Below are 26,292 nucleotides of genomic sequence, written 5' to 3'. Positions count from 1 at the left end.
ATTGTAACGCCAGCCAAAACAGTGCTGGGTACAGCAAAAGCTAATAAAATAATGATTGAAAAGAGTTTCAACATGATGAATTCCTATCGCCCAACGCTGGAATTCACCGTGCGGGCGACGAGCGCCGACACTGGTGAATAGGTTTAATTGTTTGAGAATCGAAAGCGCTTGGGAACGCCCAGCTGTAAGCCCGTCCGGTGAAATGACTTGTTCTAAAGCGCTCTTGAATTCATGATGTTTCGAGAAACCAACGGCCTTTGGGGCAACTAATTGAAGAAGACCTTTCGACATGAAAGAAAGGAACCCGACAGACTACGAGTTGCCGCAACCGGTCACGAATACGAGAGCCTTTGAGCACAAACGAGTTACGAGCCACCCTGAAATCCAAAAAGCTGGTTTTGAGGTGGTTGCTGGCATAGTTTTGCCCGGCAATACCTTTATTGGAAACCGCGAGAAGCTTCAAAGAGCGACACCCTTCGACGAAGGATGGGCTGAACACAACCCCTTAATGTTTTTCAATGTACGGCAAGCTTTAGAACGCTACGCTCAGGGGCGTCAAAAGGCGGAGCGAGGAACGAGCGCAGCTTTTTGGCGTCCCTTGCAGCGTGTAGTTAGCATTTTAAAATGAAGAATTAGCTCTCCATTGTACGTGCTTTTGTGATGTACAAAACTCTATTACATAACTCTATTTCATATTGGTTCAGATCAGCGTAACTCGAAGCCATTTTTGGGTAGTTCTCAAAAGACATTTTTAAGTTGTTTTCAAAAATTGGAAGTGTTTTATCTAAAATTTTGTTCACACTTTTAAAAATTGAGTTTAAATCATCTTTAACTGAATATGTATAACATGGAGGCCAATTCTCTTTTTCTCCGTAGAGTCGAAAGAAATTATCTGACCAGATATGACCTAATAGAGGTTCATCAGTATGCTCGATATTTAAGCATAGCGTAAATGCTTTACCTAAACCCAAATGGTGTACTCTTTCGAACCCAATCCCTAACTTTATAAACTCGTTAACTTGTTTGAAAAATACATAAGTTCCATCCGGTGTTTTTTTGTATATGAAATCAGGAAAAGATAATTTAATGAACTTTTTGGTAAGAGGTAATAAATTTATACGTTCTTTTATTCCCTTCTCCACAGCTGACATACGCATATCAAATGATTCATCACGAGAATAAATGTCTGGAAAATCACGCCACTTTATATTTTGTTGTTCTAATTCGTTTCTCGTTTTATCGAACGATTCTTCAAAAAGTGCAGCTGATAAGACTAAATTCTGTTTAGATTTGTTATTCAACTCTAAGTCTTTGTTAAACAAGTAATTATTATACATATTTCTCAAAGGCTCCTACTGCACAGATGCTAACGCCGCAATTCAGCGGCGCGGCTTTTTGCGTCCGCTGAAATTGCATTGTTATAAACGAATTTCAGCCCAATTTTTAATATTTTTATATTCCACTTCAGATTCAGTACCTCTGCCTGTAGCAGCATATTCTTTAATATATATTAATCGATCATTTAAGAAATTAACTTTTCGTAGAAAGCCTTTGTTTATTATTTTAAATGCAGACATTTTGTTGTTTTCTAAATCAAATAGAAGCAGTCTTGTAACAGGCCCCTTTTGAGAGTCCGTTGTCAACCATTCCTCTACAGCGAGGTATTTTGAATCAAGGGACCAAAAAAGTTTGTCACCAAATAGTTTATCAGAAATTATTTGGCCATTTAATTCAAGTTGAAAGTACGCAGGACCAAAGCGTATTTCCCACTCGTATATAAATTTCACTTGGTAGTTTTCATCGGGAGATGAGTATATTTTGTTCATAGTTTATAACGCCACACTTCACCCGACGGGCGCCGAAGCATGAAGGTGTTTGATTTTTGACAATAAATGAATAGCCAACAGGGCCGAAAAGCCGCACTTGCGCCCGGTCGGCGTGCAAGTGTTTGTTAGCTGCTTGTAATACCGATTACCATTAATTCAAGAGCATATTCATAGACGCGTTCAGATAAATCTGTGCTTGACCCAAGTAATTTCATTACCTCATTCCTATGCTTTGTGTAATTTGGATTGTAATAATCATTGAAACTCCCCATCCCCCCATAAACAGATCTAATCGAAGATGATAGATCGCTTAATTCCTTTTGAGTGAATTTAGAGTTTGATAATGATTTTGCATTTTCAAGTTGTCGTTCAAAATGATCAATCCAAGGACAGTCCTCGTCTAAACGCAAATGAATACACAAATGTTCGAGCGATTGTATTAGTTTATCGAGCTGATTTTTTCGAATAGATAACTGAATTTTCATAGTCCTCGATCATGTTGAATAGCAGCTAACGCCAGCACTAACGGGCCGGGCGGCGCAAGGCGACGGAGGCCAGGAAGCGAAAGCGGTTGATTGACGAAACCGTTTGGAAACGGGCAGCAGTAGCCCGGACCAGTTAAGTGCTTTGTTGTAAGGCGGGCTTCAATTCAAGATGATCCGAAAACCCAAGGCCTTGGGGACAACTGAATGAAGAAGACCCTTCGAACTGAAAGAAAGGAAATCGCCAACCTTTGAGTTGCCGAAACCCCTCACGAACACCACAGCCTATAAACAAAACTGTTGAACGAGCCACCCGAAAACCAAAAAAGCTGGTTTTATGGCTATTTTTAGCACTGTTTTGCACGAGGATACCCTCGTGACAAACAGTGGACAAATTCAAAGAACGAAACCCTTAGGCGAAGGGGAAAAACCACAACCCCTTACGTTTTTTGCAAGTACCGATAAGGCTTACAACAATTATTATTGGACAATTTTGTCCAGTAACACCCTCCCAGAGGGAAATACGGACATTATTGTCTAATATTCTATCCATCCCTGGGAATATGGGACCATCATGTCCCGTATTCCATTTATTGGGAACCGATCTGTCCCATAATACCTTCTCACAGGGAAAAACCGACAGCCTTGTCCCATAATCCGCATCATGTCGGAATACAGGACTATTTTGTCGCATATTCTTATATTTCATGCATTTTCAGACAGTCGCACATGAACAATTGGCGTTTTTCACCATTAACAATGTTACCCTTGGGGTTATGCTACTATATTTAAACATTCAGCTGAGTGCTCAACCCAAAGTCGACTGCCTGCTTTTCGTCAAACTGGTAAATTCTTACTCTTTGGATTGAACAATTGCAAGGAGGTATTTAGCGGTCCGCTCTCCAACCCTGGCGGTTTGACTAAGTGCGTGACAAAGAGCGCCTGAAACACAACGCCTGCCTGGAGGAAGAGCCTCACCCGGATAGTTTCTGAAAAACGACAGCCTCAGATATATAAGATGTAATCCATCGATTTTTTAGTGCTCTTCTCACCTTTTGGGCCAGTTGATTGCACCCACCATATGCGTTATCAGCGTGTTGAGGTAAACCACGACATCTGCAGCCCTGATGCCTTGAATAGGGGTGCACTCGATCCATGAAATATCGGGCTTGTTCAACCTGGATCACGCGTTGCATGAACCGGTACCTCCCGGCACACGTGCGAGAGATAAGAAAATTCCCGGTACAATTAGGTTTCATCACCGGCCTCGGAGATTCGGCGGTGCGCAAGCACACCCTACCTTTGCCCCCGTCGCATCCGGTCATGTGAACCCCATAAGGTGTGCTTGCGCACCATCAAACAAGCTCATTATACGGCGTGAAGGGACGCCAAACGAACGTGGCACCATGGCCGATTCGAAACATCAAAGGGTTGCGGGCACCTCTCCCCCATAGCCCTATCCCCCGAATATGATCCTGTTATTTTCATTTGACGGGGGCCGTTGAGGGTGGTAGCCTTAACTTGTCTGACAAGTCGACAAGTATACAAGTTCATCCATCAACAGAAAATGGGAGCCCCCATGAAACGAGCCAGGTTGTCAGAGCAAATCGTAAACGAAATCCAGAGGATGATCCGGGATGAAGGGTTCTCCGACGGAGATCGTTTCTATTCCGAAAACGTGCTGACAAAAAAACTGGATGTGAGCCGGGCCTCGGTGCGCGAGGCCATTCGCATCCTTGAAATATCGGGCAAGGTAACGGTCCGCCAGGGCAAAGGGATCTTTGTGAGCGATCCCATCAGCAAAGGGGTCAACACCTTTGCAGCCTGGCTGCAATCCAACGAGGCAGACCTGCGGGATCACTTTGAAATGCGCCGGATTTTAGAACCCAAAGCCGCGTCCCTGGCTGCGGAAAAGGCCGATGAAAAAGACCTTGAAGCCATGGAGGGCACCCTGGACGCCTTTTCCCGACAGGTAGCCTCGGAAACACGGGAGGGGATCATCGAGGAAGACAGGATCTTTCACCTGGCCCTGGCCAAATCCACCCGGAACCGCCCCCTGTATATCCTGATGAAGACCATGGCCGAGAGCCTGAGCGAAGGGTGGATCTCCAGTTTGAATATTCCGGGGCGGGCCGAGCGCACCGTTGCCGAGCACAAGGCGATCTTTGATGCCATCAAGGCAAGGGACCCAAAACGCGCCGAAAAGGTGATGATGGCCCACCTGGAAAACGCAGAAAAAGAGATTCTGGATTACATGCAGCGCCAGGGGTAACACCCGGGCCGCAAAAGGAGTACCGATGGGCGTAGTCATTACAACCCTTGTGGAGAATGGCCAGGGCGAGCACCTGGGGCTGACCTGTGAGCACGGTCTTTCATTTCTTATCGAAAAAGACGGGCAGAGCTTCCTCTTTGATACGGGCAAATCCGATGCATTCCTGAACAACGCCAAACAACTTAACCTGGACCCCTTCCGCGCCCAGACCATCATTTTAAGTCACGGGCATTACGACCACAGCGGCGGCGTCCCCCATTTCCTGAAGAGCCCCTTTCGGCGCAAGGAGGTGGAGCTGGTGGTGCACCCCCATTTTTTCCGGGCAAAATACAGCACGGACGGGGCGCGCACCGAATTTTTGGGCAACGGGTTTACACGGGCCGAGGTGGAAGCGTCCAAGGGCAGCATCCGGTTCGCAGCCCCGGGCGTGGATGAGATCGCCCCGGGTGTCTATGTCATCTCCGATTTCGACAAAACCCATCCCGAAGAAAAGGCCAACCTCCGCTTTGTATTCGAGGAAGCAGGGCAGCTCGTCTCCGATACCTTTGCCGATGAGCTCATGGTGGCCGTGGAAACCGACAAGGGCCTTGTGCTGATACTGGGCTGTGCCCATCCGGGGATCATGAACATGATCGACACGGTGAAAGCTCGCCTTCACAAAACGATTTATGCGGTGGTCGGGGGAACGCACCTCGTTGAGGCCGACGACCGACGCATGACTTCGACCGTTTCCTATCTCAAGGGGCTGGATTGCGCCGCCATCGGCGTGTCCCACTGCACCGGCCCCAAGGCCATGGCAGCCCTTGAGAAGGCGGACGGTCGGTTTTTTCACAACAGGACGGGGAGTTCCCTGAGGATCGGGTAACGCCCCGGGTGATGAGGGAGGTTGAAGTATGGCAAGCGGTTTGTTTCTATTCGGTATTATTTTTGTCGCCATCGTAGGCATGATCGTGCTTATCTCAAAATTCAAGTGGCACCCGTTTATCGTGCTCATTCTGGCAGCGTATTTTGTGGGGCTCCTGGCGGGCCTTCCCGTAGACAAGACCATCGGGGTGATTAAAAAAGGATTCGGAGGGATCTTAGGCAACATCGGCATCGTGATCATCGCCGGTACCATCATCGGCACGATCCTGGAAAAAACCGGCGCGGCCCTCACCATGGCCAACGCCATTCTGGCCCTGGTGGGAAAAAAGAGAGCGCCCCTCACCATGAGCCTCACCGGGTATGTCACCAGCATCCCGGTCTTCTGCGACTCCGGCTTTGTGGTCCTCTCGCCCATCAGCCGGGCCCTTGCGGAAAAATCGGGCATCTCCCTGGCGGTGATGGCAACGGCTCTGAGTTCAGGCCTCTACGCCACCCACTGCCTGGTGCCACCCACCCCCGGCCCCATCATCATGGCCGGAACCCTTTCAGCGGACCTCGGCCTGGTGATCCTCATGGGATTTCTCGTCTCCATCCCCGTGATGCTGGCCGGTTACGTGTACGCCATGAAGGTGGCAGTGAAATACCAAATCGAGGCGAGTCCCGAGGTCTCCCTTGAAGACCTCCTGGACAAATACGGGAAACTTCCCGGGGCGGTGCACAGCTTCTCTCCCATTGTCCTGCCCATCGTGCTCATTGCCTTGAAATCCATTGCGGATTTCCCCGCCGCCCCCTTTGGCTCCGGTGTGGTAAAAACCTTCTTCGACTTTCTGGGCAACCCGGTCACCGCCCTTCTCCTGGGGGTCTTTCTGGCCACCAGTCTGATCCCCAAAGAAGAAAAGGGCGCCTCCTTTGCCTGGATCTCCGAAGGGATCCACCACTCGGCGTCCATCCTGGCCATCACCGGCGCGGGCGGGGCGCTGGGACTCGTGCTCCGCGAGCTGCCCCTGGCAGACGTGTTGAGCAACTCCCTGCTCCAGATGAACCTGGGCCTGTTGATCCCCTTTATCATCGCCATGCTCCTCAAGACCGCCATGGGCGCATCCACAGTCTCCATGATCCTGACCTCGGCCATGGTGGCCCCCCTTATGGTGCAGATGGGCATGACCTCAGAACTGGCCAAGGTGCTGGTGGTGCTCTCCATCGGCGCAGGATCCATGACCGTGTCCCACGCCAACGACAGCTACTTCTGGGTGGTCTCCCAGTTCTCGGACATGGACACCTCCACGGCCTACAAGTGCCAGACAGGGGTCACCCTGGTCCAGGGCATCGTGGCCATGACCGTGATCCAGGCCCTGGCCATGGTCATGTTGTAGCCTCCGGCGGCGAGAGTGGCGAAAACACCTCGAAAGCTCATTTCCCTTGCGCTTTTTCCTTCGTTCATCTGAAAAAAGCGCAAGGGCCTTTGGGTTAACCGTGATGACACCGACGGATCGATTTTTTACATGGTTCGCCTGAATGGACTTTAAAACCTGTTTATCAAACTTTTGAAAAGTTTGGCCCCCGGCAGGGCCGCCGGAGGCAAAGATAAGGATAAGGCATGACATTCATTCGTCTGTTTTTCTACAAACGATTTGCCCTCAACGCCTTTGTGCTGCAAGACTATGAAAAGGCCCTGACATACTTCGGTAAAATTGCAGCCCTTTGCCCGGATACCCCGGGAGCCTATTACAACATGGGGCTGTGCCTTATGGGGCTCAAACGGTTTGAGGAGGCTGAGGCTGCCTTTAAAGAGGATGTGCGAAAAAACGGCATGAGCCATGAGCGCTGCAGGGCCTTAGGGGACCTGGGCTACCTCTGGGGAAAAAAGGAAAGCGCCATCACGTGGTATGAAAGATGCCGGGCCCTCTCCGACGACCACCCGGATGCGCCCTGGCTGGATCGCCGCCTGGCCCTGCTCGCCTCCGTCAACGACATGGCCCCCTTGCAGGAGTCTCAGCGCCTCCTTGAGGAGGGCATCGCCTGCATGGCAAAGAAGAAAAGCGCCGTGGCCGAAAGCGCCTTTGAAAAGGCTGTGGCCAAGGATCCCACCAACATCCAGGCCCTCAACAACCTGGGGGTGCTTCGCATGGAGGTAAACCGGGACCCCGAAGGGGCGGCCGCCTGTTTTCGCAAGATTACGGCCCTGTCCGGCGCCCCTTTGTATGCTGAAAATCTCAAAAAAGCCCTGAAATCCGAGTCCTGAAAACTATGGAGGCCGCACACCCATGAACCAGACCATCCAAGACGCACAAACCATCTTCCAGGCCGCCCTCTCCGATGTGGACCCCGAAGGGCTCATCCACCAGAAACTCTCCCTTGAAGGAAGCATCCTCACCGTGCAGGCAGATGGCGAGCCCCTCACCTTCGACCTGGACCAATACCACCGTATTCTGGTGGTGGGGGTGGGCAAAGCGTCGGCCCGCATGGCCCTGGGCGTGGAGCAGGTTCTGGGAACGCGCATCACCGACGGGCTGGTGGCGGTGAAATACGGCCACACCGAACCCACCTCCCGCGTGCGCCTGATCGAAGCCGGACACCCGGTGCCCGATGCAAAAAGCGTGGAGGCAGCCCGATCCATCGTCTCCCTCTGCCGCGATGCCGACGAAAAGACGCTGGTCATCAACCTCATCTCCGGCGGGGGTTCTGCCCTTATGTGCTGCCCCTATTCGGAAAGCGGGCTCTCTCTGGAAGACAAACAGCAGGTCACCCAGGCGCTGCTGGCCTGCGGGGCCGAGATCCAGGAGATCAACTGCATCCGCAAGCACCTCTCCGGGGTCAAGGGGGGCCGCCTGGCCCAGGCCCTGTACCCGGCAGACTCGTTGAACCTGATTCTCTCCGACGTGGTGGGGGACCACCTGGACGCCATCGCCTCGGGCCTCACTGCCCCGGACCCGTCCAGCTTTTCCCAGGCCGTTGCCATTGTGGACAAATACAAAATACACGACGCCCTGCCCCCAAAGGTCCTCGACTTCCTGACCAGAGGGAGCAAGGGGGAAATCCCCGAAACACCCGGGGCCTCAGACCCCGCCTTTGGAAAGACCCGAAATATGCTCATCGGCTCCAACTTCCAGGCGCTGAAAGCTGCTCGCAGCAAAGCCCGGGACCTGGGGTACAACGCCATCATCCTCTCCTCCCAGATGACAGGAGAGGCCCGTGAAGCTGCCAAATTCTACCTGGGCATCGCATCGGAACAACTCAGGAACCGAACCCTGGCCCCAACCCCCGCCTGCATCATCGCCGGGGGAGAGACCACGGTGACCATGAAAGGAGACGGCACAGGCGGCCGCAACCAGGAGATGGCCCTGGCCTTTCTCAATGAGCTCAAGAACCGACCCGAGCTCCACGACCACGTGGTCTTCCTCTCCGGTGCCACGGACGGCAACGACGGCCCCACGGATGCTGCAGGGGGCATCGCCTCGGCCCATGGCCTGGAAGCTGCCCGGGAAGCCGGGGTCAACCTCCAGCGGTACCTGGACACCAACGACAGCTACAATGCCCTTGAGCAAAGCGAAGCCCTTCTCAAGACCGGGCCCACCAACACCAATGTCTGCGATGTGCAGGTGCTGATCGTGACATAGAACGTAAAAAAACCAAAAACATGCCTCCGGCGGCAAGGTGAGCCACCTTGAAAGCAAATTGCGAATGTGCTTTCCCCATCGCTTGTCACGCCGTAGCCCACAGACGACGGAGGCATGGTGAAACGTTGACAAGGGCGTAGGCGGATTCCTCGGGGAAAATCACATTCGCCTTTAAAGCACCATCTATTCAAGCCGTTTTCTGTTCAATTTTCTCCCCCTTCGGACCTATAGCCTAAAATCTGGAGCGCCGCACTCCGGTGCGGCAAAAGCGCCCCCCAGCCAACAAGCCGCACACCCCAACACATCCTCCTTCCCCCCTCCAGAATGTCGTTAGCCCTTATATTTCATGCAAAAACGGCCAGATCAAAGCAATGCTTTGTCACTACGCATCAAAAAAAACAGCCTCCGGCGGCAAGGTATGCCTCCTTGAAAGCAGATCGCCAATGCGCTTTGGCCATCGGCCTGTTTACATTCCCCCCGCCCCCCTTGTCCCCTGGGGCGCCGCACTCCTGTGCGGCTCGGGTCGCGACGGACTAAAAAGCCGCACCGGAGTGCGGTGCTCCGTTTCGGTCGATTTTTCTCGATTTTTTTGAACGTCGTGGCCAAACGATAACCAATGCCCACACGTCATTCAAGAAGAACGATTAAGGCCTGTTTGTTAAACCCATTTTTATGATATTGGGCAAATGTTTAGCAACTGGCGATATAAGCTGAATAGTTACAAAAAACCGCACACACCAAGCCGCACATCGCAACACCTCCTTTTTCCCCCCAGCCTCCTCCAAGAAGTTTGCCAAGACTAAAAAAGCAAATAACTCTTAAGAATCCGCAACAAAGTAAAAGGTTTTATTCTGCCGCGCTGGTATCTCTGAATCACATCCTTGCCTCTTCACCATGGACGCATCGTCCCTGACTTTAAAAGGACATCGCAACCGCTGCAAAACCAGGCAATCCGAACCAATAAAACCATTGCACAACCGGCGAAACGCTCCGGGCGTCGTCGTTTATGTCACCCGTTTCTAAACGCGTGACGAAAGAATCCATTCTAATTTCGGAGGAAAGTATGAAACAAAAAGCCATTCCCAGAATGATCCTTGCCGCCCTGTCGTGTGTGTTTCTCTTCTCATCCCATGCCGTTGCCGGCCTTACCGGTGAAACGAATTACGATGTCTACGATTCCACCATGGCGACCATGAGCGGAAAATCCTACTCCGGGGGCATCGATATCGTGTACTCCCAGCAGGCAACCGGCACGGCAGCTGCCAAGACCCGAAGCATTCTCAAGTGCGAAGACGGCACCTGGGTCGGCTCCAACAAAAGCGTTCAGGTCAACATGTACTCCTACCTTGGTGGTCACCTTCTGACCCTTGCCGATGTGAATCCCTACGGATCAGGTATCTACTGCCAGGCCGTAAAAGTTGACCCCACGCCCCTTGCCAACGGAAACCGTACCGTCTGGTTCTCCATGAGCGGCAACGGCGCAGGGGACGGAGACTGGTACTCCGTGGTCGTTGATGAAGATTTCACCTCGGTTGAGGTTGCGGCAGCCTCTGAGTTCTCCCAGCCGGGATGCTGGGAGGTGGAGTGGAGCACCGACACCACCCTTGGAAGCATTCCCTTTTTTGCGGGCAAAGAGACCAACGCCTGGACCGAGCCCCACGCCATCTACATCCACTCCGGTGGCTCCCTCCAAAAAGTCGTGGACGTAGGCGGCTACTCCTGCGGGTTTGCCTTTGACGACGAAGGCAACCTTTACACCGGCACCTACACCTCCTCCGGCCCCACGGACAGGCAATACGTCCGGCTCTACTCCACGGCACAAATTCGAAACGCAGTAACCAACAGCACCACCCTCACCGCCTCGGACGCCATCAGCACCATTCCCATCCCCGCCGGAGGCAACTCTGCCGATACCTACCTCGGGGCTAACGATCTGGAAAGGGATCCCGACGGCAACATCTACGTCACGGCCAACGGGTCATGGAACGCCAACTTTAACTCAGACCTGGGCTTTGTCTTCCGTATCGACGCCTGCACGGACATCAACAACCCGCCCACATCCATGACGAAAATCGCAAGCGGCTCTTTTGATTCCACCAAAACCGACTGGCAGAAAAGTCTCGCCTACGACGGAGCCTCCAACCTCGCCTCAGGAGGCCACTACAACCCCACCAGCTCATCCATGACCGGCAACCGCCTCTACGTGGACCAGGACTTTGCCTGGGGCAGCGGCGGGCCGGACGTCGTGAGCGGGCTCGGCGACGATGCCAACAGCGATTCGGACAGCATCCCGGACTGCTTTGACAACGCCTACCTCACAACCAACGCCAACCAGATCGATGCGGACCTGGATATGTACGGCAACATGGCGGATGGGGATTTTAACAACGATAACAGCTGCAATGTAATCGACGAAGCGTGGCTCAACACCTATATAGGGACCAGCAACCCTGTTTATGACATGAATTCTGACGGAACAGTTGATTCAGCGGATGAATCGCTATTTCTTTCCAGAAAAGGATCAGGCGCACCTTATTATTGATTTTTGGTAAGCCTTCTCCAGGATTAAATCTAATCAAATAGTCTCATCCTTACCAATGGTGCATCCTGTCCAGCATCTTGAACGGGGTGCACCATATAAACAAGCTCTCCCCCAAAAAGTCTGAATGCTTGCCGATTGATTCAGCGTTAATATTTTCTTATGTATGGAGTCCACTTTATGAAATTCTGCATCTCACAAAAAATGAGTCTATGTATATCGGCCCTGATTGTTTTTGCTCTTGTACTCGGCGTTGCAGGGTTCCTACTCGTCAGTCCCCCCCAGCATGATACCACCAAGGAAACAGAGACAGTTCAGGCCCCCCTTAAGCAACCAGAGATGAATTCCCACCTTCCGGCCCAAGCAGAAACCCTTGTGGAAAAAACGCACGTCCAAATCCCCCCCCTCTCCCCCTTGAGCCGACCTTGCTTCAAGACCTGTCCGAAGAGTTCACAACCTATGCCCTGAAAACAACGGATGCGGAAAAAATCCGTGTGGAAACAAGCCAGGCCGACGGCAGGGGTTACGTGGCATTTATGGCTAGGCAGGAAGGCTTTGAGCGGGGTATTCCCACCGTCATGAAGGAACTGGCGCAGGTTTACCTGGATACCTTCACAGACGCCCCGGCCATTACCCTTTCCCTGGTGATCGGAGGCGGCATCAAAGGGCAGATGACCTTTCTGCGCGATGAGGACGGCGCGGCGGTCCTGCCGGAGCACCATGGAGCCCAAACCATGGAGTAAAAGCCATCCATGCGCAGCATAAAAAAGTGCACCACCAAGCAAATAAGTCCGTATCATCCGCAAATTATTAAAAGGTTGCGTCTCGGTTCTCTGGTATCACTGAACAACCCGAAGACAGATGAGAAGGATGCGCCTGGCCAAGGCGCATGCACCTTAGCAAACCGCCGTCACTGCATGAACGCCCATGGTTTCCGGCAAGCATCTGCGCAAGCAGTTGATGATGCGTGTTCCTTTAATAACCGCTGCCTCCGGTCTCCTCCCCCCAGGCAAAGCGTACAGAGACGCCGTGATTGCGGATTTTTATTCTGCAACCGGCCATGATCCACATATGTCGGACGAAAATTTGGGAGGTGCCCCATGAACCCCTTCAGTCGCCTGTTCTTCCTGTCCACCTGTTTCCTGTTTTTCTTATGTTCCCCTGCCTCGGCAGCCCCTGTGCCCGATACGAATCAAACCCTGTGCTATGACGATGCCGGTAACGAGATTGACTGCGCTGGCTCAGGGCAGGACGGATCTGAATCTATCAACCCCATGTCCTACGAAAAACTGGATGATGAGGGATATGTGCTCTCCCCGGAAGCAACAACCTGGGTAGCTGTCCGCGACAAGGTCACCGGGCTTGTCTGGGAAGTAAAAAATGAAGTGAACAAAGATGTGAAATACTGTTGGGGCTCTAAGCCTTCCGACTCTTCGAAGCTCTTTATTGATGATTTCCTTGAAACCCTAAACACTGAACAATATGCAGGGCGTAACGACTGGCGCATTCCCACCATTAAAGAACTTACCTCCCTTGTAAGGTATATTGACAACCCGGAAGATGTGTTGAAAATCGACACAGATTGTTTCCCAAACACGGCCCCTGATGGCTCCTATTGGTCGGCCACTCCATTCGAAATAGCGGAGGGCATGAGCTTCTCATATTCACTGAATTTTAAAGCCTTTACACAACACGCAAACTGGAATAATAGTTCATTCCCCAAATCATACTTACGCGCGGTCAGTGGACCGAAGCAAACTGGAGAGTATCGCCTCAAACCCAATCACGAGATCCCAGGGACTGTCACCGATACGGAAACGGGATTGATGTGGGAACAAGAACTTGCGTCCAAATATTTACAAGATGATATCCCGATAAAATATACTTGGGGCGAAGCTCTTTCATATTGCAACACCCTCGAGACTGGTGGCTACCGTGACTGGCGCCTGCCCACAGCCAAGGAACTTCTAACCATCGTCAATTTTGCTGGTTCAAAAAAATTGGTTTACCCATCTGTTTTTTCTAACATTAGAACAGAATCCGACGAATCCTATTGGACATCAACTTACGCAAAACACGAATCGAACGAAAGCCCACTTACCGTACATTTTTCAACAATTATGGAAAGTCTCAAATACTATTCCGACATGGCAAAAGCAGCAAAATCGACAACATCGGTCCTCGCCGTCCGAGGCGGCCAACCCATCAACGATGGGCACCTTGTGATCACCTCCCCTCGCCAAGGCGCCGACATTGAACCAGGTGAGGAGATCCTTGTTAAGTGGATAGGTTTCCATCAAGCCACACAGGGAAACGTGGTCATGGACTTTTCCACCGACGGAGGAAAGCACTTTACGACGATCACTGATTCGGCTGAAAACACAGGACTCTACGCCTGGCAAATCCCGCCGGACATCTCTTCCGTGAACTGCATGCTGCGCATCACCCCAACGGTTTCGGGGCATGAGCAAGAGGGAACGACCCAGAGCCTCTTTCGCATCGGGCCCCAGGTAAAACTCCTCCTCGGTGATCCATCCGGGCACACGAGTGAAAGCGGATTAACCGCAACGGTTCCCGTCTGCCTGAACACACAACCCGACGGGACGGTCGTTCTCTCCATTGAAAGTGACAACCCTTTAGAAGGAATTGTCTCCCAAGGCGGCACCCTGACCTTTGGGCCCGACGATTACGACCAGCCGCAACTCGTGACGATCACAGGGGCCAACGATCATGTCGTCGACGGATCGGTTGCCTACCATGCCCTGGCGACGGTCGACCAGGTTCACACCACGGACACAACAGGCTACACCACCCTTGAGCCGACCCTCATAACACTGATCAATGACGACGACGACACAGCAGACTTCGTGGCCACCCCTGACAAAATTATTATCTCCGAAAACGGTACCTCAGCAAACATATCCGTTCACCTCACGTCAAAGCCCACAGGTAACGTAACCATACAATTCAAAAGTATCCATTCCGACAAATACGAACTCAACAAGGCAGAACTGGTTTTTTCCCTTACAAACTGGGGTCTTCCCCAGAAAATGGTCGTAACCGGTAAAAAAGACGGTGTCCCGAAAGCAGACGAGCAATTTGATCTCTCCGTGGAAGTGGACATCGACAAAACCACGGACCAGAGTGGCTATAAGGCGATCAAATCAAAAAGCATCCATGTCACCTGCCTCAACACCGACCCGGGGCTCTTTGTCACAGACTACTGGACCGAGGGATACAACCATCTGCGCCTGACAGAAGATGGAGGAACTGCACAATTCTCGGTTCGGTTACTGACGCAGCCTTCCGCCAACGTTACCGTCGATATCGAATCTACGGATACAACCGAGGGTGTAGTCTCTCCCCAAAAGCTGGTCTTTACGCCCCTTAACTGGAAGGACGAGCAATTTGTCACCGCCTCCGGCGTGGACGACTTCATCATTGAAGACCCCATGGTTCCCGAAGATTTTCAGATAATCGTCCGGCCAAACAAACCGGAGACAAAAGACACCACGGGGTATGCGGATGCTCCTGAACACATCATCTACCATGTCAAAAATGTCGACAACAATGACTGGGAACGAATCGCTCTCACCGTAGGGGATATCTCCGGAACCGTGACTGAAAACGGCGGTTCCGCAACCTTCCACGTGGCCTTGGGCACCGTGCCCGACGGAGACGTCATTGTAGATGTCACGAGCAGCAACGAAGCCGAAGCCTCCGTCTCACCTGCTACCCTTGTCTTTGCCCCCGAGACCTGGAATGAAAAAAAGACGGTGACGGTCACCGGTGTCCCGGACAGCAAGGAGGACGGTGAAAAAGAGGTGACGGTTCAGCTATCCGTCAACGGAGCCTCCTCAGACACCACCGGGTACAAAGACACCGCAGCCACCAAGGTCCCCTTGAAGAGCAGTAATGCGCAGTCGTCTGCCGAAAAAGCCACCCCCAGCCCCGAAACGCAAGGCGAAAACACCGAAGGAGGTTGCTTTATCCAATCACTGCATCACGGTCTGCCGTAATGCGTGACGCCATGAGCCCTCCGGTGACACAACCGAAGGGCTCATGGGCGCTCCTCCCGGTACAGCGCCGATACCGTCTATGTGACCATTCATTTTCACTCACTCGTTTTAGGTTTCCCATGAAGAAAAAACACATTGCCCTTGCCCTGATTCTCTGGAGCCTTCCTTTGCTCCCCGTATGGGCCTTTGCCGTGCCGGACACCGGACAGACCACCTGCTTTGACAATGAAGGAAACCCCATTGCCTGCCCATCTCCGAGCCAGCCCTTTTACGGGCAGGACGGCAACTTCCTCATCAACCCACCGTCCTTTTCTAAAACAGACAGCGACAAAACAGTCACAGACCATGCCACCGGCCTGACCTGGGAAGTAAAAACAGCGGCCAGCTTAGAAGAAACCGTCACCCAGACCGAGGCCCTGGCGTACATCGACCAGCTCAACGCCGAGGCATTCTGCGGGCACCGGGACTGGCGACTGCCAACCATCCTTGAGCTTCACGCCATGGCCGACTTCGAACATGACGGCCCGGCAGTCGACACCGACTTTTTCCCCAACACCCAGAAGACGCGTCACTACTGGTCGTCAACCACCAGCGAAGTGGAGGGCGTTACGAAATATTACCTCCTCAATTTTGATCTCGGACACGTTTTCAACACCACCAACCCGGACACGGCGGCCACAGTCCGTGCCGTAAGGGGCACCCCCCTGACCAACCCGAGCCGATACCACCTGAACATGGACAATACGGTCACCGATTTCAACACCGGCCTCATCTGGGAACTGAAGACCCAGGAGAACACCAGCGACAAATGGCGCCAGCACATGGCGGCAGCGTACTGCAACGATCTGGAGATCGGCGGTTACACCGACTGGCGACTGCCCACGATCAAAGAGCTGCTGACCTTGATCGATTACACCAGGACAGAGCAGCCCATGCTCCATATGCCCGTTTTCACGAACTCAGTCATTGCCTTCCACAGCGAAATATCGGCGTGTTACTGGTCCTCCACAACATCGGTTACGCCTGTTATCCAGACAGGGAAAAAAACCATGGCATGGGCCGTTGATATACAGCACGGTGTCACCAAACGTGGTTTTAAAACCTCCCAGGACAACAGCGGGGACGCCTTCCGGGTTCGAGCCGTCAGGGGAGGACAGGCCTTGCAGCCAGGGGGCCTTGTCATCACAAGCCCTAAACCCGGTTCCACCTGGCACAAAGGGGATACCATGCTCATCACCTGGGAGAACCCGAGCCCGGAGATCCCCGGCAATGTCGCCATTGCCATCTCCTGCGACGGTGGAAAGTCCTTTGCCTCCATAACGGATGACACCCCAAACGACGGAGCGTATTCCTGGACCGTCACCGAACAGGACGACGTCAACGGAGTCCTTAAGATCATGCCCCTGAACGGGGCTTATGCAGCCAGAGGAGCCAGCACGGGCATCTTTTATACGGAGTGCAGAAAATACCTCTGCGCCATCCCCCATGACGATACAACCCGGGAAATCGGGTCCCAGGCGGTCATCGATGTCAAGCTTAGCACAGCCCCTGAAAACACCGTGGCCTTTGATGTGACCTGCTCCGACGACACCGAAGCCAGGGTCACGCCCAAGGCCCTCTTTTTTTCATCGGAAAACTGGTGCGATACCCAGTACGTCACGGTCACCGGCAAAGACGACACCGAGGCCGACGGCAACCAGGATTTTTACGTCAACGTCTCCGTCAACACAGAGTTCACAAAGGACACCAGCGGCTTTGCTGCTCTGGCGCCCACACAGGTATCCTTTACAAACATCGACGACGACACGAAGCAAAGCGATGGGGAAGGGTCCGTGAAGGCGGGAGATGGGGATACATCCGGGGGGTGCTTTATCCGATGCGCTGTAACGCCCTGATCATATCATGATCTCTTTACCGGCCACGGATTGCCCAGTCCGGGGCCCGGATGTGGCGACGCCACGTTGGCTGCAAAGCCCTCGGCCCCCGGAGCATCTGACTCCGGGGGCCCTGCCGGGTGAACGCCATCATGACTCCCCCCGACGAAGAGAACCAACCCCGCAATTTATTCACAACATACCGCAACTATGTCCCAGCTTTTTACTCAAAAATTGACTATCTTGAGCGCCATGCACCTCACACACGACGAAGGACGCATCATATGATCAAACTGATGAGTACATTATGGAACGACGAAAGCGGAGCCACCGCCATTGAGTACGGGCTGATTGTCGGGGTCATGGCCGCGGTGCTCGTGGGCGCCCTCAACCTGTTCGGCACCCAGCTCACCGAATTGTTCACGGCGATCTCCGACAAGCTGGGCAATGCAGCCCAGACAGTGGCGACCTCCGACGAGTCCTCCGGGACGTATTAGCCGCCATGAACAGCGCATGGGCATGTGCCGCTCTCTTTACCGCGGCCCTCTGCACGGACCTGCAGGAAAGGGTTATCCCCAACACCCTCACCCTTTCTGCAGCCTTAGGGGGGCTTGCCTTTCACACCCTTCTGTCAGGAGTGCCGGGGGCCCTCTGGAGCGTGCAGGGGGGTCTGACAGGCCTTGCCTGCCTCTTCATCCCCTTTGTGTTGGGGGGTGTGGGCGGGGGAGATGTCAAGCTGCTTGCGGCCACGGGAACCTGGGTCGGTGCCCATGCCCTCTTCTCGGTCTTTCTCTACGGCGCCATGGCAGGAGGGGCCATGGCCCTTGTGCCGTATCTTAGACACCGACGGAGCAGGCGGCATGGTGAAACATCGGCCGTCACCATGCCCTATTCCCTGGCCATGGCGACGGGATACGCGGCGTACCTGCTCATGGGAAAGGTCCCCCTGGGATGATGGGATACGCAGACAAAAACAACAACCGGGGCGCCGTGGCCGTGGAATTCTCCCTGCTGCTCCCCATCCTGCTGGTGATTCTGTTTCTTATCATCGAGTACGGCTGGTATTTCACCAACCGGATCGTCCTGACCGATGCCGTGTACACAGGGGCCAAGGCCGCCGTGGAAGCGCGAGAGTGGAATGCCTACGGAGAAGATCCTGAGGAGTTTGCACGCCAGGCCGTGGCCGACGCGTTCTGGGTCTTTAAATTGAACCGGGACAAAGACATCCGGATCACCATTACCCCAAGGGACTCAACCGGCCCCCGGCGAATCGAGGTCAGCGTACCGGCACTGAAGGTCAGGCAGCTCACGGGATTCCTCCCGGAATTCATGGTGCCCAGGAAGCTGAACGCACGGGCCGTCATGGTGTTTCACGACATTTAGAAAGAGAAAGGCAACCTATGCGACACATTCGAGGCATCATCGCACTGATCCTGGCCGTGACCTTGGGGGGTATCGCCTCGGTGGTGGTTTTGAGAAACTTGAGCAAATCCGTTGCGGCCCCGCCACCGGTCCATGCAACAACCACAGCAAAAGCGCCCCCCTCCTATACCCGAAAAATCCCGCCGGGACTTCGGGCCATCAGTGTTCAGGTCACCGCCACCTCGGGGCTGTCCAAAAAGCTTAAATACGGCGACATCGTCGATGTCATCGTCACAAGCAGCGACCCCGGGGAAAAATTCGCCCACCTCTCCCGGGTCGTCCTGCAGCGGGTCAGAATCCTCAGCGCCTACCCCGAAACCGAGACCACGACCAAGGCGCGAACCTTTACCAAGGCATGGAACGTCAGCCTGATCGTCACCCCGGAGCAAGGGGTGGCCCTGAGCTCGGCCGCCGCATCCGGGGAGATCTCCCTTCTGGCCGTCAACCCGGAGGACGACCAGCCCGTGACCAGGTACAACGCCGGGTATTCTCTCCACTCGGGAGTCCACCTGCTCTCTCCCCCCGCCGACCTCAGCGCCGAGATCCCCGAAGGCCTGAGGGCCATCACCCTCACCGTCAAGAAAGACGACGGCATCTGCAGTGTCTTTGAACACGGGGACCGCGTGGACCTCATCGGGACAAGCAAAATCGGCGGGTTTACCGGAGACACCGACAACCCCGGCTCCGAAGGGATGACCACCGCCTTCCACCACTCCTCGAAAACCCTGCTCCAGAACATCGAGGTGCTCAACTCCGAAAAGGTGCTGGACAACCTGCCGTCCCCGGGCCAGTCGACCCAGCGGGTCACCCTGCTGGTAAAACCCCATGAGGCCGAAATGATCGCAGCGGTGTCCGATGCATCAAAAAAAACCGTTTTCCGGCTCATCAGCCGCAACCGGTCCGATACAACGCGCACCGACACCCAGGGAGCGTACGTCATCGACATGCTGGCCCATAAAAAAGAGGTCCACCGCGTCACCATTTACCGAAAAACAAAATCGTCCAACAAAATATTTTATACCCACGATTAGCGGAGCCTGATTTGAAATATTACCTGTTTCTGTTTCACGCCCTTGTCTTTCTGACCTGTATCCGCCCCTGCGCAGCCTCATCGTGTCAGGATTTTGCCGACGGCGGATGCCGGATCATGGTGGAGGCCAACAAGTCCTTCGTAAAACTCACGGACAAGAAGGTCACCAGCATCTCCGTTGCCAACCCGGAAATTGCCGATGTCAAACTCGTCACCCCCCGCCAGGTGCTCATCATCGCCCAGAACCCCGGGTCCACGAACCTGGTCCTCTGGTACGGGGAGGGCGAGGAGAGCCGGGCCGATGTCTACGAGGTCTCCGTCTACCTCTCGGAGAAAAAGATAGCCTTCATCCGCTCTCAGTTAAAAGCCTTCGTGCCCCATGCCAGGGTGACGGTAGGCCAGAGCCAGGATGGCGTCATCCTCTCCGGGTCCGTGGAGAGCCAGCAGGAGCTCGACCGGGTCCTGACCATCGTCTCCGCCCACGTGCTCAAAATCACCAACCTCATCGAACTCCATTGCGCCCAGCAGGTGCAGCTGGAGGTGACCATCGCCGAGGTCTCCCGCACCGGCCTGAAACGCATGGGGCTTGGTTTTCTCGTGAACCAGTCCCTGGGGATCAGCGTCTTTGAAAACGGATCGGCTTCGGCCAACATGGCCCGAACCAACACCGGCTCACAAATCTCCGCGTCAACGGCCAGCATCGCCTCCCCCTTTGCCTCCGCCTTTCAGATTGCCGTCACCAATGAAAAGGGAAACGCCTCGGCCATCTTAAGCATCTTAAAGGGCCAGGAGCTCATGCGTTTGCTCGCCACCCCCACCCTGGTCACCACCTCGGGCCAGACAGCCAATTTTGTCGTGGGCGGTGAGTTCCCCGTGCCCGTGGCCGGAGAATCCGGGCAAATCTCCATTCAGTTTAAAGAGGTGGGGGTCAAGCTCAATTTCACCCCCACCATCATCGGCAAAGAGGTCATCTCCCTGGTGATCAAACCGGAAATCAGCTCCCTGGACTACACCGTGGCGGTGAAATCAGGGGGCGTGTATGTGCCGGGGGTCAAAACCCGGAAAGGCTCTGCCACCCTTTCCCTGCGGGACGGCCAGAGCTTTGCCATGGCCGGACTCCTCAAGGAGGAGAGCAGCCGAAGCATCAAAAAAGTGCCTGTACTCGGAGACATCCCCGTCATCGGCGGAATCTTTACCAGCAAGGAGTACAGCAAGGAAGAGACCGAGCTTGTGGTGATGGTCACCCCAAGGCTGGTCAAGCCCCTGAACAGCGATGAGCTGCCTCGCCTGCCCGGAGAGGATATGCATGACTGCATCAACGACATGGATTTTTTCATGCTCAACCGGCTCTCGTACAAAACCTGCTCCCCCGAGCCCTCCCCTAATAAAGGAAAGACTGAAACGGGAGACACTGAACTCATCCATGTCACACAACCGCCCTCACCCGTGTTCGTGGGGGACTTAGGGTTCGCAAGGTAATTATGGCAAACAAACTTAAAGGATTGATCATAGGCAATGGAAACGGAGCTGAAATTGAAGATGCCTTTGCCGCAGAACTCAACCCCCTGATCCAGGTTGAAGTCGCCCGTGGCGATAGCGCCCTGGCCTCCCTGATTCACACCGTCACCCCGGATGTTCTCTTCTTTTTCGTGGGTGGGACACAGGACATGGAGCAAAGGAAACTGGCCGAGGTCATCCGGGAGTTCCCGGGCCTCGTCACCTTTCTCATCGCCGGAACCAAAGACCCGGACCTGATCAGAGAGGGCCTTCGCATCGGCGTCACGGACTTTCTGGTCTACCCGGATGAACGGGAAGCCCTGCTCCCGGCCATCCTGTCGGCCCTTACCCCCACGGGAAAAGAGTCCCGGGCCGGCTCCGTGCTCTCGTTTTTCAGTGCCAGGGGCGGCCAGGGCACCAGCACCCTTGCCCTGACTGCGGCCGATCTCCTGGCCCGGGACACGGACGCAGGGGTCCTTCTCCTGGACCTGGACCTCTATTGCGGCAACACCTCAGGGTTCATGGAGCTCAAGTCCCACTTCTCTCCCTTCGACCTCCTGGACAACATCGAACGAATGGACGCCAACCTGCTCTTCTCGTCCGTGCCCAGGCACGAAAACGGGTTCTACGTCCTCAGCACCTCAAAGGAGATCGGAGACGCCGAGAGCCTGAGCGCATCGGACATCGACAGCATGCTGAACCTGCTCACCCACTATTTCGACCACGTCGTCGTGGACCTGCCCCATGACTTTTCGGAAAAAACCGTGTGCGCCCTCAAACAGACCGACCACCTGATGCTGGTCACCACCCAGGACATCCCGGCCATCAAGGGCACCGGCAAAACCCTCCGGCTGTTACGGGATCTGTTTTTCGGCGAAGAGAACCTCCACGTGATGATCAACAGCCACAGCCCAAGGCACGACATCTCCGTGGCACACATGGAAGAGATCTTTGACTTCCCGATTCGGGGCACCATCGCACAGGATAAAAAACTCTGCCACGATGCCCTGGTGGCAGGCAAAACCCTGCATGCCATGCAGCCTAAAGCAAAAATCTGCCGCGACGCGGAGGCCCTGGTTCACCAGGTGCTTCAAGGCGAGCCCCCGTCCCGTCGCCCTTCGAAAAGCCCGTGGTCCTTCAGGTTCAGACCCACGGCCCCCCTGCGCCCCGCCCGGTCAGGAGCCGCATCATGACCCTCCGGGACCGCATCAGACAAGGGACCTCCTTTGCCGGTTTAGACGCCGCAACGCCCAACCCCATGGGCTCCGAAGCGTTTTATGCCCTCAAATCCGGCGTCCACCGGAAACTGGTGGAGCGGCTGGATCTCCACACCCTCACCGACCTGCCCAAAGACGCCCTTGCCGCCTCCGTCAAGACCGCGCTCTTAGACATCACCGCCTCGGAAAATGTCCCCTTGAACGCCCGGGAGCGAACCGTTCTCATCTCAGACATCATGGACGAGATCATGGGCTTCGGTCCTATCGACACCCTGGTCAACGACCAGACCGTCCAGGACATCCTGGTGAACGGCCACGACAAGGTCTACGTGGAAAAAGAGGGGATGCTGCACCTGACCCCCATCACCTTCCGCGACAACGACCACCTCATGCAGGTCATCGACAAGATCGTCTCGGCCGTGGGCAGGCGCATCGACGAAGCCTCCCCCATGGTGGATGCGCGCATGCCCGACGGCTCCAGGGTCAACGTCATCATCCCGCCCCTTTCGTTAAGCGGGCCCCTTCTCTCCATCCGAAAATTCGGGGCCGTGCCGGTATCGGAAGCCATGATGCTCGCCAACCTGACCTTCACCCCAGAGATGATGGCCTTTCTCAGGGCCGCCGTCCACGCCAAGCTGAACATCCTCATCTCCGGGGGCACCGGGGCCGGAAAAACCACCCTGCTCAACGTACTCTCCGCCCACATCCCGGCCCATGAACGCATCGTCACCATCGAAGACAGCGCAGAGCTCAGGCTCAACCAGCACCACACCCTGAGCCTGGAATCCCGCCCCGCCAACATCGAAGGCAAAGGCGAAATCACCCTCACCGAGCTGCTCAAAAACAGCCTGCGGATGCGGCCGGACCGCATCATCGTGGGGGAGACAAGGGGGGCCGAGGTCATGGACATGCTCCAGGCCATGAACACGGGCCACCCGGGATCCATGAGCACCATCCACGCCAACGCCCCCTCCGATGCCATCTCGCGCATGGAGATCATGGCCGGCATGACCCACGCGTTTTTCTCCGAGGTCTCCATCCGGCGGCTCATCTCCCAGGCCATCCACATCATCGTACAGCTGGCGCGCCTCGCCGACGGCAAGCGGCGCATCACCTCCATCTCCGAGGTCATGGGCATGAAAGGCGACACCGTCATCACCCGACCTCTGTTTACCTTTGAACAGCAGAGCATGGATGACCTCGGCGCCATCCGGGGAACCTTCAAAGGCGAAGGCCACACACCCCGGTATGCCGACCACATCAAAAGCTTCGGCATCCGCCTGGATCCCGAAGCCTTCACCATGACCCTTGAGGTGTAACCCCATGACCCCATGGATCCCCGTCATCCTCGTAGATACCGCCCTCTTTGCCCTGGCGTTCTATTTTTTTAAAACAGACCGAAGCAGAGGAAGGGCCCGCACCCTCATCCGCTCCCTCAAAGGGGATTCTGCTCCCCCAGGACCCCACGCCTCTGCCCTGAAAGCCGAGTCCGGAAAAATTGCCGTGGAAGAGCTGGTGGCAGCCCTCGTTGACCTCTCCAGGCTGGAGTCGGCACTCATCACCGCAGGCGTCACAACGTCCCCTGAACGGTTTGTGCTGTGGACCGCAGGGGCCGGAGCCCTCATGTTTCTGACCGCTTTTCTTCTCACCGGCCAGCTGGTGGTGGCCATGGTTCTGTCCTGCGCGGGGGTGGCCCTGCCCTTCGGGGTGATCATCTGGACAAAAAGAAAAAGGGAACGACGCCTCGTTGAACAACTCCCCGATGCCCTGGACATGATCGTACGCTCCCTCAAGGTGGGCCACAGCGTCGACGGTGCCTTAGAAGAGGCAGGCAGGAACTTTCCCGATCCGTTGGGGGACGAGATCACCCTCATATACGAAGAGATCGCCATGGGCCTTCCCTTTAAACAGGCCCTGAACCACCTTGAAGAGCGATTTGTCGACGTGCCGGATATCCGGATCTTCTGCGCCGCCTTCATCCTCCAGCGCGAAACCGGCGGCAACCTGGCCGCCATCCTCTCCGGCCTGTCCACCACCATCAGGGAACGCTTTCAACTGGAGAGACAGATCCAGGCCCACTCCAGCGAAGGACGGCTCAGCGCCCTGGTCATTGGGCTCTTGCCCCCTGTGTTCGGACTCGTGACATGGGTTCTCAACCCGGATTACATCAGAACCCTTGTCACACACCCCACGGGGCAGCGCTTTCTTGTGGCGGCCGTCTTCTTTGAAATCACGGGGTTCATCGTTATGCGCGCCATGACAAAACTCGACGTCTGAAGCAAAAAAAACGGGCAGGAAAAGCCTGCCTCCGGCGGCCAGGGGATGATCCCCTGAACCCCAGGTTGCGACCTTGGTCATCGTTTGGGCCATTAAGGTGTTATCGATGACACTGCCCCAAAAGACCGACAGCCCGTAGGGTGCACTCTGTGCACCGTGTCCGAGTCCCCCAAGGTTCTGATTTTACATAGGCGGATGGGGCATGAAGGCCCTTGATTTTGGTGCACGGAGTGCACCCTACGAGTCGGCCCTTGGCAGGTCATGGCCCATTCAGCTTATACATATAGCGACCCTGCCGGGAGCTAAAAATTGCCCCGAGGAACAAACGCATTTGCAACCCGCTTTCAGCGGTGGCTCACCTTGCCGCCGGAGGCATTGCTTTTGCCCTTTTATTTTTTTGCCACACCTCAAGACACTCACGGAGCTATACGCTGTGCCCGCTTCAATCATGGCAGCCATCACTTTTTTATGCGTTACCGTCCTTTTGATGATTCTCTATCTCAGGCTTGAGGAGGCCTACCTGCGCATCCGGATCAACCGTCGCTTCAACGGAAAAAAACAGAGCCCGAAGCACAGGAGAAAAAGCCTGGAGGAGAGGCTCTGGTACAAACTCGCCTACCCCTTAGGCCGCCTCACCACCCCGGGCGATCAGGAGACCCTGTCCGCCCTTCGCATGCGGCTCAACCACGGGGGCTACCGCGCCTCCTCAGCCGTGGCCCTCTTCTTCGGGCTCCGGGCCGGACTTGCCGGGGCCTTGGGCATCCTGACATTGGGCTGGGTCCTGTGGAGCAAAAGCTCCCCCCTGCTCGCCTTTATCCCCGCAGGAATCGGCTACCAGGCTCCGGCCTGGGCCCTGGCCTGGAGCATAAAAAAGCGGAAAAAATCCATCTTCCGGGAACTCCCCGATGCCCTTGATCTCCTTATTATCTGCATCGACTCGGGGCTGGGCTTTGACATGGCCATCGCCCGGATCAGCAGCGAGTTCTCCTCCATCACTCCCACCCTCGCCAAAGAGTTCGAACTCTACGTCATTGAGACACGAAGCGGGTTGCCCCGGGGCCTTGCCCTCACGAACCTTGCGGAACGAAACGGCTCCTTTCCCTTGAACAGCGTGGTGACCGTCCTGAACCAATCCGCGCGATTCGGAACGGACATTGCCGACGCCCTGCGAACCAGCATCTCGTCCATGAGAAAACAGAGGAAACAACTGGCCGAAGAAAAAGGGGGCAAGGTCGCTGCAAAGCTCACCTTCCCCCTTGTGGGTCTGATCATGCCCGCTCTGATGATCATCATCCTCGGCCCGGCCATCATCAACCTGATCGAAAGGTTCAAGCATGGATTTTAGCCAGACAAAAA

The 26,292-nt window shown here is 54.9% G+C and carries 22 protein-coding genes; 19 read left to right on the top strand and 3 right to left on the bottom strand.

Features of this window, described 5'->3' with window-relative positions:
- The first annotated feature begins 289 nt into the window (after positions 1 to 289).
- Positions 290 to 628, top strand: a complete 339-nt coding sequence (locus tag BLQ12_RS17345; RefSeq protein ID WP_092212373.1) for a hypothetical protein — start codon at positions 290 to 292, stop codon at positions 626 to 628.
- A 4-nt stretch (positions 629 to 632) separates the two neighbouring features.
- Here BLQ12_RS17345 and BLQ12_RS17340 read toward each other — a convergent pair whose 3' ends face one another.
- The 3 genes from BLQ12_RS17340 to BLQ12_RS27090 form a co-directional block, all read right to left on the bottom strand.
- Positions 633 to 1,337, bottom strand: coding sequence for a hypothetical protein (locus BLQ12_RS17340; protein ID WP_092212370.1), 705 nt, complete (start codon positions 1,335 to 1,337; stop codon positions 633 to 635).
- A gap of 81 nt (positions 1,338 to 1,418) precedes the next feature.
- Positions 1,419 to 1,826 (bottom strand): hypothetical protein, encoded by a 408-nt coding sequence (locus BLQ12_RS17335; RefSeq protein WP_092212368.1) that lies wholly within the window; start codon positions 1,824 to 1,826, stop codon positions 1,419 to 1,421.
- A gap of 125 nt (positions 1,827 to 1,951) precedes the next feature.
- Positions 1,952 to 2,311, bottom strand: a complete 360-nt coding sequence (locus BLQ12_RS27090; RefSeq protein ID WP_139164018.1) for a DUF6966 domain-containing protein — start codon at positions 2,309 to 2,311, stop codon at positions 1,952 to 1,954.
- A 1,576-nt stretch (positions 2,312 to 3,887) separates the two neighbouring features.
- Between BLQ12_RS27090 and BLQ12_RS17330 the strand changes: the two genes are divergently transcribed.
- The 18 genes from BLQ12_RS17330 (at position 3,888) to BLQ12_RS17245 (ending at position 26,281) form a co-directional block, all read left to right on the top strand.
- Complete coding sequence (locus BLQ12_RS17330; protein WP_175469896.1) at positions 3,888 to 4,580, top strand: FadR/GntR family transcriptional regulator; 693 nt, start codon at positions 3,888 to 3,890, stop codon at positions 4,578 to 4,580.
- Between the two features lie 25 nt (positions 4,581 to 4,605).
- On the top strand, positions 4,606 to 5,445 hold the full coding sequence (locus BLQ12_RS17325) for an MBL fold metallo-hydrolase (RefSeq protein ID WP_092212364.1): 840 nt from the start codon (positions 4,606 to 4,608) through the stop codon (positions 5,443 to 5,445).
- Between the two features lie 28 nt (positions 5,446 to 5,473).
- Entirely contained in the window at positions 5,474 to 6,817 is a 1,344-nt protein-coding gene (locus BLQ12_RS17320) for a GntP family permease (RefSeq protein ID WP_092212362.1), read from the top strand.
- Positions 6,818 to 7,041: 224 nt separating this feature from the next.
- The gene (locus tag BLQ12_RS17315) at positions 7,042 to 7,686 is read left to right on the top strand and encodes a tetratricopeptide repeat protein (RefSeq protein WP_092212360.1); all 645 of its coding nucleotides are present in this window, start codon (positions 7,042 to 7,044) and stop codon (positions 7,684 to 7,686) included.
- 22 nt (positions 7,687 to 7,708) lie between these two features.
- Complete coding sequence (locus tag BLQ12_RS17310; protein WP_092212358.1) at positions 7,709 to 9,061, top strand: glycerate kinase type-2 family protein; 1,353 nt, start codon at positions 7,709 to 7,711, stop codon at positions 9,059 to 9,061.
- A 1,063-nt stretch (positions 9,062 to 10,124) separates the two neighbouring features.
- Positions 10,125 to 11,603, top strand: coding sequence for a hypothetical protein (locus BLQ12_RS17305; RefSeq protein ID WP_092212356.1), 1,479 nt, complete (start codon positions 10,125 to 10,127; stop codon positions 11,601 to 11,603).
- 422 nt (positions 11,604 to 12,025) lie between these two features.
- The gene (locus tag BLQ12_RS17300; protein WP_092212354.1) at positions 12,026 to 12,343 is read left to right on the top strand and encodes a hypothetical protein; all 318 of its coding nucleotides are present in this window, start codon (positions 12,026 to 12,028) and stop codon (positions 12,341 to 12,343) included.
- Between the two features lie 357 nt (positions 12,344 to 12,700).
- Entirely contained in the window at positions 12,701 to 15,619 is a 2,919-nt protein-coding gene (locus BLQ12_RS17295) for an Lcl C-terminal domain-containing protein (protein ID WP_092212352.1), read from the top strand.
- Between the two features lie 119 nt (positions 15,620 to 15,738).
- The gene (locus tag BLQ12_RS17290; RefSeq protein ID WP_175469895.1) at positions 15,739 to 17,514 is read left to right on the top strand and encodes an Lcl C-terminal domain-containing protein; all 1,776 of its coding nucleotides are present in this window, start codon (positions 15,739 to 15,741) and stop codon (positions 17,512 to 17,514) included.
- Positions 17,515 to 17,789: 275 nt separating this feature from the next.
- Positions 17,790 to 17,990 carry a Flp family type IVb pilin gene (locus BLQ12_RS17285; RefSeq protein ID WP_226860175.1) on the top strand — a complete coding sequence of 67 codons (201 nt, stop codon included), beginning with the start codon at positions 17,790 to 17,792 and terminating at the stop codon, positions 17,988 to 17,990.
- 5 nt (positions 17,991 to 17,995) lie between these two features.
- A complete protein-coding gene (locus tag BLQ12_RS17280; RefSeq protein WP_092212346.1) occupies positions 17,996 to 18,448 on the top strand; it encodes an A24 family peptidase in 453 nt (150 codons plus the stop codon).
- Entirely contained in the window at positions 18,445 to 18,876 is a 432-nt protein-coding gene (locus tag BLQ12_RS17275) for a TadE/TadG family type IV pilus assembly protein (RefSeq protein WP_092212344.1), read from the top strand. Before BLQ12_RS17280 ends, BLQ12_RS17275 begins: the two co-directional genes overlap by 4 nt.
- 17 nt (positions 18,877 to 18,893) lie before the next feature.
- Complete coding sequence (cpaB, locus tag BLQ12_RS17270) at positions 18,894 to 19,946, top strand: Flp pilus assembly protein CpaB (protein WP_092212342.1); 1,053 nt, start codon at positions 18,894 to 18,896, stop codon at positions 19,944 to 19,946.
- An 11-nt stretch (positions 19,947 to 19,957) separates the two neighbouring features.
- Complete coding sequence (locus BLQ12_RS17265; protein WP_092212340.1) at positions 19,958 to 21,424, top strand: type II and III secretion system protein family protein; 1,467 nt, start codon at positions 19,958 to 19,960, stop codon at positions 21,422 to 21,424.
- A gap of 2 nt (positions 21,425 to 21,426) precedes the next feature.
- Positions 21,427 to 22,635, top strand: coding sequence for a CpaE/TadZ family protein (locus BLQ12_RS17260; RefSeq protein WP_092212338.1), 1,209 nt, complete (start codon positions 21,427 to 21,429; stop codon positions 22,633 to 22,635).
- On the top strand, positions 22,632 to 23,978 hold the full coding sequence (locus BLQ12_RS17255) for a TadA family conjugal transfer-associated ATPase (RefSeq protein ID WP_092212336.1): 1,347 nt from the start codon (positions 22,632 to 22,634) through the stop codon (positions 23,976 to 23,978). The genes BLQ12_RS17260 and BLQ12_RS17255 overlap by 4 nt, the downstream gene beginning before the upstream one ends.
- 4 nt (positions 23,979 to 23,982) lie before the next feature.
- Positions 23,983 to 24,936 (top strand): type II secretion system F family protein, encoded by a 954-nt coding sequence (locus BLQ12_RS17250; RefSeq protein ID WP_092212334.1) that lies wholly within the window; start codon positions 23,983 to 23,985, stop codon positions 24,934 to 24,936.
- 433 nt (positions 24,937 to 25,369) lie between these two features.
- A complete protein-coding gene (locus tag BLQ12_RS17245) occupies positions 25,370 to 26,281 on the top strand; it encodes a type II secretion system F family protein (protein WP_175469894.1) in 912 nt (303 codons plus the stop codon).
- Positions 26,282 to 26,292: the final 11 nt, after the last annotated feature.

This window comes from Desulfoluna spongiiphila (assembly GCF_900101345.1).
In the GTDB taxonomy this organism is placed as follows: Bacteria; Desulfobacterota; Desulfobacteria; order Desulfobacterales; family Desulfolunaceae; genus Desulfoluna; species Desulfoluna spongiiphila.
This window is presented reverse-complemented; position numbering and strand designations above follow the sequence as displayed.